Genomic DNA, 16,105 nt, shown 5'->3' with positions numbered 1-16,105 from the left:
ATTGGAAGCTGGCACGACGCCGGGGTCTACATGGCCTTCGCCATGGTGCCCGATTCACACGCCTTCCCCACCGCATGCGTGCGGTTCGTGGCATTCAACTTCGTCAGGATTTTCTTCACATGGTATTTCACCGTTCTTTCATTCAAGCCGAGAATGCGCGAGGTTTCCCAATCCGTTTTGCCTTGCTGCATCCAGTAAAGGATGTGCTGCTGTTCGGCCGTAAGCGGTAAAGGCTGGTCGGCGCGCTCGCACTCATCCAGCAGCGATGCGCCCAGGGTAATGAGCAAGGCGTCGTGCAGGTGCGGCACCAGCAATTCGATGATTTCGGCGTGCCATTGCGTGACCGTGAATGGCATGCGATAGAAACTGAATGAACTGAAAAAGCCGCTGGCCATGTCGGCCTTGCCATGCGCGACCATGTTGGTCAGCCCATGCCGGGCGAATGTATTGCTCCATTCGCGCGGATATGCACCGGCATCGCGGTCAAGCTGGAAATACACGGGGCGGCGGCTGGCATGCCATTTGTTCACGAGCGGTGAACTGAAACTGCCATCGGACTGGGCCAGGTCCTGGAAATACTGAAGAGGAAAACTGTCGTGCAACAACTTTAACACGCGCAATCGGTTCCCTTCGAGACAACCGAAGCTACAGAAGAAGGCATCGTACGGAAGCACTGCGCCGACGTATCGGCGCACGGAGAGAACAAACTCCGGACAGTTAACTATTTCCGCGGATGAAAAATCGTTTTTCAAGGCGCCATCGCGCCGAAACCCGTTTTTCGGAAAAGCTTCATGCACTGTATTCATCACTGTCTCCTCCAACCCATTGATTCGATTTTGGTATTACCAATGGGAGGCTTGTGCAATGCACTCGAATTGTATTTATGAAATATTTAAATCAGCTCTGCACCTGCCCGTTTGTTAAAAATAAGTACCCGTAATGCAATTAAGCGCGACACAGTTTAACGAAATTTCAACATAAATAAACGGGCCATTTGAACATGCTTGATGCAACGCGAATCTTGCAATTCAGAAAAACACGATGACCGGGACGTCAGGATTCACGCCCGGCGTGCGGGAAACGATCCATCTTCGCCAACACGGGAAAGCGCCACATCCAGATGCCTGTCACGGCGAGCGTTGCGACGCCGCCCAACACTAACGCCCGTACCAGCCCGAACCAGCTGGCGGTCACGCCCGATTCGAATTCCCCGAGCTCGTTCGAGGCGCCGATAAAGACGGCGTTGACGGCGCTCACCCGGCCGCGAATCGCGTCCGGCGTTTCCACCTGGACGAGGATATGGCGGATATACACGCTGACCATGTCGCCTGCGCCCATGAGGAACAGCGCTGCCAGGGCAAGCATGGCGTTGCTGGTCGTGCCGAGCACGATGGTGCCGGCGCCGAACACCGCCACGCCGGCAAACATCCAGGAACCGACGCGGCGCGTGATCGGCCAGAAGGCGAGCGCCACCGAAATGACCACCGCGCCGATAGCCGGCGCCGTCCGCAACAAGCCGAGCATCGCCGGACCGGCATGCAGGACATCGCGCGCCAAGGCAGGCAACAACGCGGTAGCGCCGCCGAACAGGACAGCGAACAGGTCCAGGGATATCGCTCCCAGGACGACGGGCCGCGACCAGACGAAACGCAGGCCTTCCAGCAAGGTGTGCCAGCTGGCCGGCTCGCGCTGGACCTGCTGCGGCGGGATGCGCGTGGCCAGCATCAGGCAGATGGAAATGGACAGCAAGGCCGCAACCGTCACGTACACCGTGGTTGCGCCGGCAAGGTAAAGCAGGCCGCCCAGCGTCGGGCCGACGATCACGGCGACATGGAAGATCGAGGAATTCAGGGCCACCGCCTTGCTGAAGCTTTCCGGCGGCACCATGTTGATCAGGATTGCCTGGCTGGCCGGCATCATGAAGGCGCGCGCGCTGCCATACAGCGCCAGCACGCTCAGCACCGGCCAGATGCTCTTGAGCCCGGCCCAGCTCAGCAAGAACAGCAATAGCCCGCACAACAATTGCAAGACGAAGCAGCACGTGATGACCGTGCGGCGGTTGTAGCGATCGGCGACGTGCCCGGCCGGCAGGATCAGCAGGAAAAATGGCGCGAACTGGGCCAGCCCGATCAGGCCAAGGTCATAGACATTGCCGGTCACCGCATACACTTGCCAGCCGATGGCGACGCTTTGCATGTTGACGGCCAGAGCGGAAAGCAGGCGGGCCGAGAGGTACAGGCTGAAATTGCGATGGCGGAGGACGCCAAGGCCGTTAGCGGAAAATAAAGCCATGAAGATGAACGAGACGTGTGACACCACGCCCGGAAGTAGAAAAGACGGTAATGCCGCTACAGACAGCGGCGTGAGTGAAGGCGTGATTATAGACCCGCGGTAATTTCGGCGTCGGACACGCCATCCCTCCCGCGCAGGCATTCGACCGCCAACAGTTCCTATCGGGCCGTTGAAGCTTTATACTGCGTTTTTTCAGCCTAGCCTCAATCCCTGATGAGTAATTTGCCACCATGCCCGCAATGCGGCTCCGCCTTCACGTATGAAGATGCGGGCCAGTACGTCTGTCCCGAATGCGCCCATGAATGGCCCATCCATGCCGGCACGGATGCCGGTGAAGAAAAGGCAAAGGTTTACCGGGATTCCGCCGGCAATGTTCTCCAGGATGGCGACACCGTCACCGTGATCAAGGACTTGAAGCTCAAGGGTTCCGGCGGCGTGATCAAGCAAGGCACCAAGGTCAAGAATATCCGCCTGGTCGACAGCGATCACGATATCGATTGCAAGATAGATGGCTTCGGCGCCATGAGCCTGAAGTCGGAGTTCGTCAAAAAGGTCTGACGCCATGGCGCAGGCGCTTCCCTTCCCCATTCGCACGGAGTGCCCGCCGGGCGCCTGCACCTGCGACCGCGAGCGCTTGCTGGAAGACCCGCAGGGCGACTTGCGCATCCTGAGACTGACCAGGGAAGAGGAAAAACGCCTGGTGGCGCGCCTCGAAAGCATCGCCACCTATGAAGACCTCAAGCATATGCAGGAACGCCTGCATGCCAACCTGGGCATCGTGGTGACGATCGCGCCGGCCACCGAAGAAGTGCGGACAATCCGCGGCGGTATCGGCATTCACCTGGCAGATCAGCCCGGCTTATGCCGCAAGACCAAGCAGGCAATACCAGCGGCGATCCGCCGCTGTCTCGAGCAAAAACCGGAAATCGCCTTCGCCATTCTGGATTCCCACGATCTGTTCGGGCAAACCGGGCAAGGCTGATGCATCGTCGTTTTTAGAAGCGCCTCCGTTCGCCGGGCCTGGCACCATTGCACGTCTTCAGCTTGCCGCGATCTTCTGCTCCAGCGCGGCTTTCACATCCTGCCATTCCGCCCTGATGATGCTGAACATGACCGAATCGCGGATACGTCCGTCGCGCATGACCATGTGGCTGCGCAGGATGCCCTCTTCCCTGGCGCCGATACGGGCAATGGCGTTACGCGACTTGGTATTCAACACATCCGTCAGCAATTCCACGCGATTCAGCTCCCACCGTTCGAAGGCATGCTTGAGCATCAGGTACTTTGCCTCGGTATTGATGTGCGAACGCTGCCATGATTCGCCCAGAAAGGTAAAGCCGATTTCGGCGCGGCGATGGCCAAGTTCGATGCAGCGAAAGCGCGTGCTGCCCGCAATCCTGCCGCTGGCCTTGTCGATGGTGGCATAGGCCAGTTCCCGACCTGCCTGGAAAGCGTCTTCCGCGAACGCGACAAACTCTTCAAGGTCGCGCGGATGCGGAACGAAGGTCACGGGAATGTTCCACAGATCGCCATCCTCGATGGCTTCGGCCAACCCGCGCAAATGCTGCATTCCAAGCGGTTCGAGGATGACGCGCCGGCCTTCCAGCGGGTTGCGTTCGAGTTTGACGGCTGAGATGACATTCATGGTTTGCACACGCTGTTAATATTGTTTTTTTGCAAACCATCGATGGTAGCACCGATGCGCTGGTCATCGCGCATATCGCGGCACAAAAAAGAAAACCGGCTTGCGCCGGCTTTCCTGAACCTGCTTCACGAATTATTTTGCCGCGTCAGCCTGGCACTTCTTCATGAAGGATGCCTTGGCAGCGCCGGCGAGCGGCTTGCCATTCTTGCCGACGGCCTTGGCTTCGCAGCTTGCTGCCGCTGAACCCTGGCCCTTGTTTTCAGCTTCGCACTTCTTCATGAAAGAATTCTTCGCGGCGCCAGCCAGCGGCTTGCCGTTTTTGTCCACGGCCCTGGAGGCGCAAGTCGTTGCCTGCGCCGCAGCGGCGGCACCGGCAGCCGGCGGAGCGCCCGCGGAGGTGGCAGAAGACGAGGACGATGGCGCTTGTGCAAAAGCAAGGCTTGCGGTGAACATGAAGCTGGCAGCAGCCAAAATAAATTTCTTCATTGCGATTACCCTCCAAGGTTAAGGCGATATGCCCGATTGAAAAACGCGGACGCCGCGCATACCGTTGACAAGAGGTTCACAAAATACACGGAGATATGGCTGCAGCTCGCGATTTTTACAAGGTGAAACAAGAAGCTTTCAGCATTCCAATGAATGCCGTGAAAGCATAGCAAAAAGTCATTGTCTTTATCATCTGCATTGAAAGAACTTTGTGCGAGATATCACTTATCCCGCCACCTCGACCCGGTTGCGGCCATTGCGTTTGGCGCTGTACAGGGCCTGGTCTGCGCAGCGAAACAGATGTTCCGGTTCGCTGCCATGCTCGGGATAAGCCGCGACGCCGAAAGAGGCCGTGACATTGCCGATATGCTGGCCATTGTGAAGAATGTCCAGACGGCTGATGGCTTGGCGGAGCTTTTCGGCGCGTTCCAGCGCTGCCTCCCGGTTGCATTCCGGCAGGATGACGACCAGCTCTTCTCCACCGAAGCGGCATGCCAGATCCGACTCACGGATACCCGCCTTCAATTCGCTGGATACCAGGCTCAGCACCAGGTCACCTGCATCATGTCCATAGGTATCGTTGACTTTCTTGAAGTGGTCGATATCCAGCTCGATCAGGGCGATCGGCTTATTGTGGCGCACTGCCCGCGCCAGTTCCCGCTTCAGGGTTTCATCGAGATAGCGGCGGTTATAGAGCCCGGTAAGCGGATCGATGATCGATTGCTGCCGCAGCACTTCGCGCAGGCGGGCATTCGCCACGGCCAGGGAAATCTGTTCGGAGACGGCAATCGCCAGCATTTCGAGGCGATCGGCCTCTTCCTGCGTCGAGGGCGGCGACTCGATGTACATCAGGCCGAGCACTTCGCCGCGCGCAGACAGGGGAATGCAAAAATGGCGTTTCGCATCGGCCGATATGTCGTAGTGCGCGCAGCACAGATCCTGCGTATTGCTGGTATGGTGCGGTTGGCCGCGCCGCAGCCCCCAGCATTGCGCCGGCTCGATCGTCTGCCTGCTGCAAGTCGACGTCCCCCACTGCGCTTCCATTTCCAGCAGGTCGCGAGAATTGCGGAACAGGTACAAGGTGCCTGACGTTTGCGGCAGCAGCTTGGCGCAATACAAGGCGATGACCTCGAATGTCTCCTTGACGGACTGCGTGGAATCCAGCGCCTGCGCCATCTGGGAAATGGTTGAGATTTCCTGATTGCGGTGTTCCAGCGCGGTCATTCCAAGGGCACGCTCTTCGCCGGTTTTTTGCAGCTGGGTCGCGGTTGCCTGTCGTTCCCTCAACAGGCGGAACATGAAAATGAACACCAGGGACAGCAATACGAAATTCACAAGCGTGACGATCAGCTCGGTATTCGTGGCGATACGATTGCGTTGCCCTAACTCTTTCACCAGAAGTTGAATGTGCTGCTGGTTGAATTCAAGCTCCTGGCCGATCAATTGCCGCAACTCGTCCATGTAAGCTTTGCCGGTTGCCCGGGTGACTGCCGGTTCCGCTGCCGCAAATCCATCCGCACGCCTGAGCTCAATATTATTTGTCGCTTCTTCGACTCTAAGATCGACAAGTTTGCGGATTCTTTCGTGGGCCTGCAGCTGTTGCCCGGAATTGCGCGACAAAGCGCTTAATTCGGCTTTGGCGTCTGCAATCTGGCTCTGCGCGGCGTAATACGGTTCCAGGAAAGCTTCCTTCCCTGTGATGATGAAGCCGCGCTGGCCGGTTTCGACATCCTTCATCAAGGACAGCAGGTTTTCAAGGGTATGCGATGACTCCTGGACTTTGGTGATTTCTTCTTGTGTGGAACGGAGCCAGGACATCATCTGAAATGGGACAATCGTCGTTAACAACATAATGACAAGAATCGTTATCCCGCCCAGCCTTAATCTTTTTTCAACAACCATGCGATTACATTCCAGATATTCAATAGCTGAAATGATGCCATGAGTCGTGGCACTTCATTGAGAGAAAAGCATGGAAAAACCAGCCTATACGCGTAATACAGGCTGGTTTTGAAGTTTTGCTCGGCAATCGAGGAAGACTGTTAATGAAGAATTACATTTCATCAGACATGACAATTCGATCTCAACAGCATGCCGGCATGAACAGCCGTTTGGAAAGATGATTACGCAGTCTTGGCGGCGGACTGTTCGGCAGCGCTCACAGATTGCTTTGCTGATTTTTCAGTTTTCACTTTGCCGGGAGCAACACGCTTGGTATTCCTGAATTCGCTGTACTTCGTTCCGGTTTTATCTGCGGGATATTTGTTCTTCGTATTAGCAGCCATAAATATTCCTTTCTAAAAGATTGAAAAAATAGCTATGGCCATTAGTCAGCTTGCTGCTTATAAGGTTTCCGGATTTCCTCTCATGTTTGTTCAGAGTTCGTTTTATAGGATGCATTTGGCTGGGCCTGCATGCAGAGTGCGAGCGAAATTATTTTCCTTCAGCTTGCTGGCCATGACGTTTTGGCTATAAAAAGCATAACGGCAAAACAGATCTGGCATTCATAGGGAATGCACTCCTGCGTGCCATAGCAACAATTTGTTAAATCTTTTCTTGTAACTGTTAATTAAATTTTCTTGGCGCACAACTTTTCACATTTAAAGGCATAATCTTCTTTCAAAAACAAGTCATGGTTCCTCCCTGAACACATCCAATGAGCGTCGAAAATACGCAAGTTGTTATTGGCAATGAAGCGCGTTTAAAGCTCTTTCAGTCACTCAGTGATGCCGCAGATTTAAGAACCGTTCTTGAGACGGTCGCGGCTGCCGCGCTGAAATGGAGCGACTATGAAGCCACGCTCATCAATCTCATCGACGATCGCCATGAGAACCTGGTCTGCCACTGGAGTTCGCTGCCGACCGAGCTGGCGACCCACCGGGATACGTTCATTTATTATTCCTTCCCGCTTGCCAGCAAGGACCTGAACGTACAGTGCTTCAAGGAAGGCAAGCCTGTGATTGCCGATCGTTCCGATGTCGAAGCCCTGGCCGGAGCGACCTGGGCGCGTTTCAAGCGCTGGGCCATGCAATCAGTCGCCATCGTACCGATCCGTCCAATGGAGGAAAGCGAGCCGATCGGCACGCTCATGGTGTTTTGCAAGAACCGTACGCCGCATCAGGGCGACCTGGAGTTTTTGCAGGAACTCTGCGCGCTGGCCGGAAAACGCATCCGCGCGGCCAAACGGCAGGAAGAGCTCGCGCAGCGCGAGCGTGTGGTGACGAATGCCATCAATGAGCAAACCGAATTTCTCAGGTTTGTTAATCAGGTCAACGTCGTCAATGCGCGCGAAGAAATTTACCGGCTGATTTCCGAAGAATGCCTGCGGCGTTTTGCAGTCGACCTGATCTCGATCTGGCTAAAGGAAAACGATGGATATGTCTGCAAATCGACCATAGCCATCAACCCGAATTACATGCCGATTGCTCAGAAGCTGAGTGAATACTATGCCCGGACAGTCTTTGACGACAGCGATTTCGCAGTCACGATCAGCGAGGTGATGACGCAGAACCACCCGATGTTTATCGAGGATGTCGCGGCGATTCGCCATGTGCCGATGTCCGACCGGGTGAACGAGATTCTCGACATTATCGGAACACCGCGAACATTCATTCACATGCCGATTTCGCATGAAAATCGGCCGCTTGCGGTGCTGACCTTCGCCACGGTGCGCGACGTTTTTCATCCGAACGAAAACCAGTTTCGCACGATCAAGCTGCTGTCGCAGTTCTTCAGCACGCTGCTGGTGAATGCCGATGTATATGAAACGATGAAGCGGCAGCAGACGATCGTCGAATCGCTGAATACCAAGCTGGCCTCAGAAGTCACCGTCCTGGGCGAGCGCGCGCTGAAGGACAGGTTGAGCGGGCTGTACAACTTCGGCTATTTTCACGATGCCCTGGACCGGCGCGTCAGCGAGTTTTCCAGGCATGGCGGGAGTATGCCGCTTTCGCTAATCCTGTTCGACATCGACCATTTCAAGGCCCTGAACGACAAGCATGGCCATCTCATGGGCAATCTGGTCATCAAGGAATTCGCACGGCGGCTCGCGAAGCGGGTAAGGAAAGCGGATATCGCCTGCCGCTTCGGCGGCGAGGAATTTGCCGTGATCCTGCCGGGATGCAGCCTGCATGCCGCCAAGCAGTTTGCGGAAACCATCAGGAAGTGGATCGAAAAAATCCCGGTTGAGACTGATACTGGTCCGATTATCGTGACGGTCAGCGCCGGATGCTCCACCTGCAAAACTGGCGATACCGATTCCGATCTGCTGGAACGGGCCGATCGCGCCTTGTACCGCGCCAAAAGAAATGGCCGGAACCGCGTCGAAGCGGATTGAAGAAAACAGCGTGCCACTACTGGCATTCGCTTCACACTGCCACCAGAAAACCGGGGGCGGCAAGGCAGAAATGCCCGGGTAATCCCTATATCCTGTTCGGAATCAGCGGCAGCTTTCCGGAGAAAGTTTCAGCGTGAAGCTGTCATAGTCCCAGGCCGTGACCTGATAGCGGAAGACGAAGTCGACCGGGATTTTATTTGAGGGGAAGAACCTGCCCTCCTGCCCCTGGCCGCAATAGGAATTCAGCATGGACTTCTTCATCGCATCCTTTTCCTCATCGGTGATCATGAATCCGCGTCCCTGTATCGTGGACGTATACCGCAGCACCTTGTCCGCGTACTCGACCTTATCGAGTTTCAGCATCGGTCCCATCATGAACGGCGTTTGCGCATCCAGCTGTTTTGCGTAGCTGCGGATCCTGGCGTCTGCCTGCGCCTCTTCGGCGGCATTTTGCGAGGCTTCGTCGGAGTCGTCGGAGAGATGGCTCTTTTCGTATTTTAACGTTCCCACGATACTGAAAGCCCAGAGCGCCAGGTACAGTATCGCGCCGATTTGAATCCACTCGTTATTGGGGGCTGACGGCGGGCCATAGTCGTTATATTCCTGCGATCCGGGCCAGAACATCAATGCCAGGCTCAAGATCCAGAGCACCACCGGCGCCATCATGACCAAGGCGGGAGATCCCGACGCGCCGGCGGCAACGGATACAAAAACCGGCAATAACACCCACTTCCCGCTTCTGTTCAAGTCATGCAGGCGCAGGGCTGCGATGCGGACCGACATCCAGAGCAGCACGACGGCAACCACGATCACACAGATGAGGATGCCGAAACCGAGCTTTGCAGGGCCCATCGCCGGAATGAAGATGGCGGCAACAATCGCCATGGCGACCATCAGGGCCATGGCGGGCATCAGATAAGCCATGTAGCGCAGCCGGCCGATTCGCCCCTCCGTCGAGAAGCCGAAAACCGGGACTTCGGCATACACGGCGTCGAATGCGTTATCAGCACGTGCCGCCTCCGTCGCTCTCGATCTCGACGAAACCGAAGAGACTGGCGGACGATAAATCCCCGTGCCACTCGCTTGTTCCATTCTTGCAGGAGCAGTCGCCGCCTGTTCCTCTCCTGGCTTCGACCAGCCCGGGGCGAGCGTCAATTCCTGAGAGACTGGCGGTTTATGCTGGGTTTCTTGCCGCGGCGCCGGCTTCGGTTCAGGTTTCGTCTCCTGCTTCAATATCTGTTGCGAATCCTGCTTCGGGGCTGGCGGCGCCACCGGCTTTGCCACTGGCGCGGGCGCTGCCGGAGCAGAAGCCGGCTCATCGACATCCTCAAAAAGGGTGGGAAACGCGGAAGGCGCGCTGGGCTGCACTGCGCGCACCGCCGCTCCCGCCTTGCGCAGCGCCTGCGTATAGCGTTCGATGTCCGCGGGCGTGGCATTTCGTTTTATCAGTGTCTCGCGCCCGCTCAGGAGTGAGGTCGCCATGCTCTTGTCCGTATTGAGCAAGCGCGTCAGCGCCGTGATGACATCCTCTTTGACAAAGCCGGGCAGCGTTTCGCCTGTAAGAAAAATGGACGCGGATTCGGACATAAGCTGGGGTTCCCCTGTATCGGAACGGTTTTATTGTTGATTATCGTGTTTGATGCCGGGCCGGCGTTCGCATGTCGCCGCAAGTTTCCCTCAGTTGCCAATTATTACATCTTAAATTGATAAAGCCCACCATCCCATAAATATGGGAAGTCATCGAATTCCTAGGCAAAATCCCGGCTGCGCGTCGCCACCTGCCCCAACCACGCCGACAGATCCACCAGCCGCTTGGCTACCAGGTGCCGGACTTCGTCCTTGCCTCCACCTCCGCACTGCCATTGGCCATAGACGCCCAGCAGCGTTGCGCCGAGCACTTCCCTGCGCTGTCTTTCCACCAGGCTCGGCCAGAGAATGACGTTTACCGTGCCGCTCTCGTCTTCCAGGGTCATGAACATCACGCCCTTGGCGGTTTGCGGCCGCTGGCGCAGAGTCACGATGCCGCAGGCGCGAGCAGCCTGGCGATCGGCGAAGGTGTTCAGCACTTCCGCAGGCAGGAAGCGTTTCTTCAACAGCATCGGCCGCAGCAGTGACACGGGGTGTCGTCCCAGCGTCAGACCCAGGGCGCGATAGTCGGCAACGATATCGGCGGCTTCCGATGGCGGCGGCAATGCCATCTTTTCTTCCTGCGACGCAGCCTGATGCAGCAAGCCCTTGTCAGGCGCGGCTGCCACGGCTTGCCACAATGCCTGGCGACGATGCCCGGCCAGCGTCTTGAGCGCATCGGCGGCCGCCAATGCCTGCAGTTCAGCACGGCCAAGCCGGGCACGCAATGCCAGGTCAGCCGTATCGGCAAACGGCCGTATCGCGCGCGCTTCTTCGATGCGCCAGCCCGCGTCGGAAGACAATCCCTGCACCAGATTGAATCCCAGGCGCACTGCCATGGCTTCCGGATGCGACGTTACCCTTGTCATGCCCTGCTCGCCCTGCATCCCCGCTCCCTCATGCCGGATCGGCTCCAGCGCCGCATCCCAGCCGCTCACCATGACATCCACCGGGCGCACCTCGACGCCATGCCGACGCGCATCCTGGACCAGTTGTGAAGGCGAATAGAACCCCATCGGCTGACTGTTCAACAAGGCAGCCAGAAACGCCTCGGGCTCGTGGCACTTGAGCCAGGCGCTGGCATAGGCCAGCAAGGCAAAACTGGCCGAATGGCTTTCGGGGAAACCGTATTCGGCAAAGCCCTGTATCTGCCGGAAGATCGAATCGGCGAATTCCTTCGTATAGCCACGCGCCAGCATGCCCTTGACGAGCTTGTCGTAGAAGACGGAAAGATCGCCCTTGCGCCGCCATGCCGCCATGGCGCGGCGCAGCTGGTCCGCTTCGTCACCCGAGAACCCGCCGGCCAGCATCGCCACTTGCATCACCTGTTCCTGGAAAATCGGCACGCCCAGCGTGCGCGACAGCGCTTGCTCGACTTCCTTGCCGGGGTAACTGGCCGGCTCCAGGCCTTGCCTGCGGCGCAGATAGGGATGCACCATGTCGCCCTGGATCGGCCCCGGGCGCACGATCGCCACTTCGATTACCAGGTCGTAAAAGGTGCGCGGCTTCAGGCGCGGCAGCATGCTCATCTGCGCGCGGCTTTCGATCTGGAACACGCCGATCGTATCGGCGCGGGAAATCATGCGGTAGGTATCCGGGTCTTCATGGGGAATATCCTGCATCTCGAACGCTTCCCCGCGTCGCTCCGCCACCAGGTCGAGCGCGCGGCGGATCACCGACAGCATGCCCAGCGCCAGGATATCGACCTTCATCAGCCCGAGCGCATCGAGATCGTCCTTATCCCATTGCACCACGCTGCGGTCGCGCATGGCAGCGTTTTCGATCGGCACCAGGCGCGAGAGCTTGCCGCGCGCGATCACAAAGCCGCCCGGATGCTGGGACAAATGCCTGGGAAAGCCCAGCAGTGTTTCCGCCAGCAGATTCCAGTGCCGCGCGATATCCGACTCCGGGTCGATGCCGCATTCCGCCAGGCGCTTGATCAAGTCCTTCCTGTCATCCCACCAGCGATGCGCCCGCGCCACCTGGTCCACCAGCGTCGCATCCACGCCCAGCGCCTTGCCGACTTCGCGCAGCACGCTGCGCGGGCGGTAACTGATGACCACGCCGGTCAGCGCGGCACGCAGGCGGCCATACTTCTGATAGATGTACTGGATGACTTCCTCGCGCCGCTGATGCTCGAAATCGACATCGATGTCCGGCGGCTCGTTGCGCTCTTTCGAGATGAAACGCTCGAAAAGCAGGCTGCTGCGCGCCGGATCGACTTCGGTGATACCCAGGCAATAGCACACGGCTGAATTCGCTGCCGATCCCCTGCCCTGGCACAGGATCTGATGGCTGCGGGCAAAGCGCACGATGTCGTACACGGTCAGGAAATACGGTTCATACGACATGTCCGCAATCAGCTGCAGCTCATGCTCGACTTTCTGCTGCACCGCTGCCGGAATGCCGTTCGGGTAGCGCCAGCGCGCGCCGATCCAGGCTTGCTTGCGAAGATAGCTGGTGGGCGTTTCGCCCGGCGGCACGACCTCGTCCGGGTACTCGTAGCGCAATTCATCGAGAGAAAAAGTACAGCGCCTGGCGACTTCGATGGTTTGCGCCAGTGCTTCGGGCGGATAGACATTCGCCAGGCGCAGGCGCGCGCGCAAGTGTTGTTCTGCATTCGGCGCCAGCGCATAGCCGCATTCGGCAATCGGCTTGCCGATACGGATGGCCGTCAGCGTATCCTGCAAGGGTTTGCGCGAGCGCACATGCATGATGACGTCGCCCGTCGCTACCAGCGGCAAACCCGAGGCTTGCGCCGCGACTTCCACTGCCTGGCGATGCGACGCATCGCGGGCGCCGTGCAGGAGCATCAGCGCAATCCATGCACGGCCGGGAAAGGTGGCTTTTACCCAGTTTGCCTGTGCAGTGATGGTGTCTGCATCGGCGCCGTGTTCCGGCGCGAGCAAGGCCAGGCAATCGGGCAAGCCGCGCAGGTGACGGTTTTCCGGGCCCGGCGCGCTGAAGTCGTCCTGCGTCAGCAGATAGCTGCCCTTGGTCGTGCGCGTGCGCGCCAGCGTGATCAGCTCGGAGAGATTGCCATAGCCTTCGCGGTTCTGTGCCAGCACGACCAGGCGAAAAGCGGGACTGCCATCGGCATGCCGTATCTGGAACTGGCTGCCGATGATGAGGTGCAGTCCTTGCGACTTGGCTTCGACATGCGCCCGCACTACCCCGGCCAGGGAACATTCGTCGGTGATCGCCAGTGCACGGTAACCGAGCGTGGCGGCGCGCGCCACCAGTTCCTCCGGGCGCGAGGCGCCGCGCAAAAAGCTGAAGTTGGAGGCGCACTGCAGTTCGGCATAGGCCGGCAGCTTCGGCGAAACTGGCGAGCCCGGGGGAACGGGCGTTGCGGAAGAGGCGCTATGCACAGTCATGACAGGATATTCGCAGTCCGACAATCACGCGAACAGGCCGTGCAGGAACCAGCGTTCCTCAAGGTCGAAGCGCTCGCGGCACACCCAATAACAGGCGCCATCGGCATCCATGCCGATGTAATAGTCGCGCGCGGCAAAGGCGTCGTCCCACCAGCCGCATTCGATGCGCTCCGGCCCGCTCAGCAGTGTCAGCGGCGAACCGTAGAAAGGCCGATGCTCTCGCACCAGCAAGGCTACGGGTTCCGCCAGCAGCCAGAACGGCCGCTCGGCATGTGACTCAACTGTGTCCGGTCTGGCTTGCCGTTGCTGCGCCTGAGTGGCTGGCTGCCAGGCATTGCGGATTTCGGGGCGGTAGTCGGCGACTGGCGCCGGTGTCATTACGGCCTGCTCTCCCAGCCTGGCCGTCAGCAATTCCAGCAGGCGGCGGTAATCCGCAGGCGTGCCGCCCGGCTCGGGAAAGAGCGATTCGCTCGCCGGCGCCAGCGGCGACAATTGCGCCGCTTCCAGGCGCAAGGCGATGGCGGGCGCAGCCAGCGTCAGGCGCGCCAGCCTCTCTTTTAATAGCTTCAGCAAATGCTCTTCGCGCCAGGCGGCTTCGGCCAGGGCGACCTCCAGCATCGTCGGCGGCACGGCGCTGCGCCCGCGCTCATGCTCCAGCTGCAGGGTGAAACGCGACACCGCCAGGTGCCTGGCGACCAGCCAGCCGGTCATTTCCGCCAGCAGGCGGCGCACGGCAAACAGCAAGCCCTCGGCATGCTCGATGCGGTCCGGCAGCTCGAGCCGTTTGGAAAACACTGACGGCGCTTCGATCCATTCGAACAGTTCAGCGGCATCGCCATATGCCTGGTCGAGTTCGCTAGCCACTTGTTTTCCACATCGTCGCTGTAGGCCAGCACGCGGCAGCCTGCGCAAGTCACCCAGGGTGACGCAGCCGATTCCAGACAATAGATCCGCATGGGCTTGCGCCGCCGGCAACAACTCAAAAGGCAAGGCATCCAGGCAGCGCTGCAGGCTGGATATCTTTAATGCACGAATGGTGCTTCCTTCATGCCGCGCGTTCCTGCTGCGGGCACGCGCCAGCAGCCCGGCGCCGCGCGCGGTAGGCGCCATGCCGATACGCGGCGTAAAACCGAGCGCCATGACGCTGTCACATGCCAGCCGGCACAAGGCGCGCGGACCGCCGAACAGGCGCAGGCTCGCCCCAACCTCCATCAGCAGGCCGGCTTCTCCGTCCAGCGCGTCCAACACGACATGCGGCGTATATTGCAGCAGCGTCAGCGCCACGCTTTGCAGGGCATCCTGTTCGCGCTTGACGTCGCGCTCATGCAAGCTGACGCCGGGCGCAATCGCCAACGCCCCGCCGCGTCGCATGCCAGGACGCACGCCTGCCGCCAGCGCATCTGGCGTAGCCGCCATCACGCTGTCACGCTGCAGCACGGCATGCATGCCCGGTTCACACCAGCGCGGACGCAGCGTTTCGAGAGGCAGCAACGGCAGGTGCAAGCCGATCCACAGGCGCATGACGAATTGAAATGGGATTGAAAGGAATAACCGTGTCGTCAGTCGCGGCGCCAGGCGACACCCTGGCCGGCATGGTCAACGGCACGAACAGCGGCGTATCGCGTGCAGGACCGCGGCGCTTGATGACATGGACGGCAATGCCGCCACGTGCCGGCTGCAATGCCAGGCGCAAGGGCGATGGCGAGGCATCCTGGGCGTTCGGCAGCGGCCGCAGCAGCCAGAACATCGCATCGCCCGCCTGAGCCGCCAGGTGCAGACGGCGCAACGCCTCCGGCCGGCTATGGGTTTGCCAGAACAGCACCGCGCCGCAACTGCCGTTGCGCAGGATTTGCTCGACGCTCCACAGGGCATCGGCAGTGCGCTCGGTCTTCACCCACAGCAGGCGCTCGGCCGCCAGTCCCCAGCCCGACCAGGCGGCGGTTTGCGGCGCATGCGGCGGCTGTACCAGGACAATGCGGCGACGTTGCGCAATGCTGGCCAGTGCAGGTTGCAGCAGGCGCATCTCGCCGATGCCGGGCTGTTGCGGCAACAACTCGATCAGGGACGCCGTCGGCCAGCCGCCATCGGGCAATTCGCGGTCAAGCAAGGCATGGCCGCTGGCGACGACACCCGCCTGGCAGGATGCCATCTGATCGGCGCGCCAGACGGCATGGTCCAATGAAGCGACTGACATGATGACCTCCCGACGATGATAAGGGAGCATCATTTTACTGTATAAATATACAGTTTATGAAGCTATCAACATTTACATTTATGCATTTACTAAAGGTAAGTATTTCTTGCCATACTTATATCCATATGGCAGCATGAACTCGGGCGTTT

Annotated in this window: 13 protein-coding genes; 3 read left to right on the top strand and 10 right to left on the bottom strand. The window is 59.0% G+C overall.

Annotated elements, in window-relative coordinates:
* Nucleotides 1-26: 26 nt before the first annotated feature.
* Complete coding sequence (locus EDC30_RS01240) at nucleotides 27-806, bottom strand: helix-turn-helix transcriptional regulator (protein ID WP_132256530.1); 780 nt, start codon at nucleotides 804-806, stop codon at nucleotides 27-29.
* Between the two features lie 247 nt (nucleotides 807-1,053).
* Nucleotides 1,054-2,292 (bottom strand): MFS transporter, encoded by a 1,239-nt coding sequence (locus EDC30_RS01235; protein ID WP_132256528.1) that lies wholly within the window; start codon nucleotides 2,290-2,292, stop codon nucleotides 1,054-1,056.
* Nucleotides 2,293-2,505: 213 nt separating this feature from the next.
* Here EDC30_RS01235 and EDC30_RS01230 point away from each other — a divergent pair, with 213 nt between their 5' ends.
* Both EDC30_RS01230 and EDC30_RS01225 read left to right on the top strand, forming a co-directional pair.
* Nucleotides 2,506-2,850, top strand: coding sequence for a zinc ribbon domain-containing protein YjdM (locus tag EDC30_RS01230; protein WP_132256527.1), 345 nt, complete (start codon nucleotides 2,506-2,508; stop codon nucleotides 2,848-2,850).
* Between the two features lie 4 nt (nucleotides 2,851-2,854).
* The gene (locus EDC30_RS01225) at nucleotides 2,855-3,274 is read left to right on the top strand and encodes a hypothetical protein (protein ID WP_132256525.1); all 420 of its coding nucleotides are present in this window, start codon (nucleotides 2,855-2,857) and stop codon (nucleotides 3,272-3,274) included.
* Nucleotides 3,275-3,331: 57 nt separating this feature from the next.
* On the opposite strand, the gene EDC30_RS01220 is transcribed toward EDC30_RS01225, so the two are convergent.
* The 4 genes from EDC30_RS01220 to EDC30_RS19380 form a co-directional block, all read right to left on the bottom strand.
* The gene (locus EDC30_RS01220) at nucleotides 3,332-3,937 is read right to left on the bottom strand and encodes a GNAT family N-acetyltransferase (protein WP_132256523.1); all 606 of its coding nucleotides are present in this window, start codon (nucleotides 3,935-3,937) and stop codon (nucleotides 3,332-3,334) included.
* A gap of 132 nt (nucleotides 3,938-4,069) precedes the next feature.
* The gene (locus EDC30_RS01215; RefSeq protein ID WP_132256521.1) at nucleotides 4,070-4,423 is read right to left on the bottom strand and encodes a hypothetical protein; all 354 of its coding nucleotides are present in this window, start codon (nucleotides 4,421-4,423) and stop codon (nucleotides 4,070-4,072) included.
* Nucleotides 4,424-4,648: 225 nt separating this feature from the next.
* A complete protein-coding gene (locus EDC30_RS01210) occupies nucleotides 4,649-6,244 on the bottom strand; it encodes a diguanylate cyclase (RefSeq protein WP_165973684.1) in 1,596 nt (531 codons plus the stop codon).
* A 302-nt stretch (nucleotides 6,245-6,546) separates the two neighbouring features.
* Nucleotides 6,547-6,708 carry a hypothetical protein gene (locus EDC30_RS19380; RefSeq protein WP_165973683.1) on the bottom strand — a complete coding sequence of 54 codons (162 nt, stop codon included), beginning with the start codon at nucleotides 6,706-6,708 and terminating at the stop codon, nucleotides 6,547-6,549.
* A 371-nt stretch (nucleotides 6,709-7,079) separates the two neighbouring features.
* Between EDC30_RS19380 and EDC30_RS01205 the strand changes: the two genes are divergently transcribed.
* Nucleotides 7,080-8,759, top strand: a complete 1,680-nt coding sequence (locus EDC30_RS01205; protein ID WP_132256517.1) for a sensor domain-containing diguanylate cyclase — start codon at nucleotides 7,080-7,082, stop codon at nucleotides 8,757-8,759.
* Nucleotides 8,760-8,861: 102 nt separating this feature from the next.
* On the opposite strand, the gene EDC30_RS01200 is transcribed toward EDC30_RS01205, so the two are convergent.
* The 4 genes from EDC30_RS01200 to imuA form a co-directional block, all read right to left on the bottom strand.
* Nucleotides 8,862-10,346 (bottom strand): DUF805 domain-containing protein, encoded by a 1,485-nt coding sequence (locus EDC30_RS01200; protein ID WP_132256516.1) that lies wholly within the window; start codon nucleotides 10,344-10,346, stop codon nucleotides 8,862-8,864.
* 161 nt (nucleotides 10,347-10,507) lie between these two features.
* Nucleotides 10,508-13,762, bottom strand: a complete 3,255-nt coding sequence (locus EDC30_RS01195; protein WP_132256514.1) for an error-prone DNA polymerase — start codon at nucleotides 13,760-13,762, stop codon at nucleotides 10,508-10,510.
* 24 nt (nucleotides 13,763-13,786) lie between these two features.
* Entirely contained in the window at nucleotides 13,787-15,283 is a 1,497-nt protein-coding gene (locus EDC30_RS01190; protein ID WP_132256512.1) for a Y-family DNA polymerase, read from the bottom strand.
* The gene (gene imuA / locus EDC30_RS01185) at nucleotides 15,216-15,956 is read right to left on the bottom strand and encodes a translesion DNA synthesis-associated protein ImuA (RefSeq protein WP_132256511.1); all 741 of its coding nucleotides are present in this window, start codon (nucleotides 15,954-15,956) and stop codon (nucleotides 15,216-15,218) included. The genes EDC30_RS01190 and imuA overlap by 68 nt, the downstream gene beginning before the upstream one ends.
* Nucleotides 15,957-16,105: the final 149 nt, after the last annotated feature.

This window comes from Paucimonas lemoignei (genome assembly GCF_004342585.1).
Lineage (GTDB): Bacteria > Pseudomonadota > Gammaproteobacteria > Burkholderiales > Burkholderiaceae_D > Paucimonas > Paucimonas lemoignei.
Note: the sequence above shows the minus strand (reverse complement) of the source record. Positions and strands in the feature narration are given on the sequence as shown.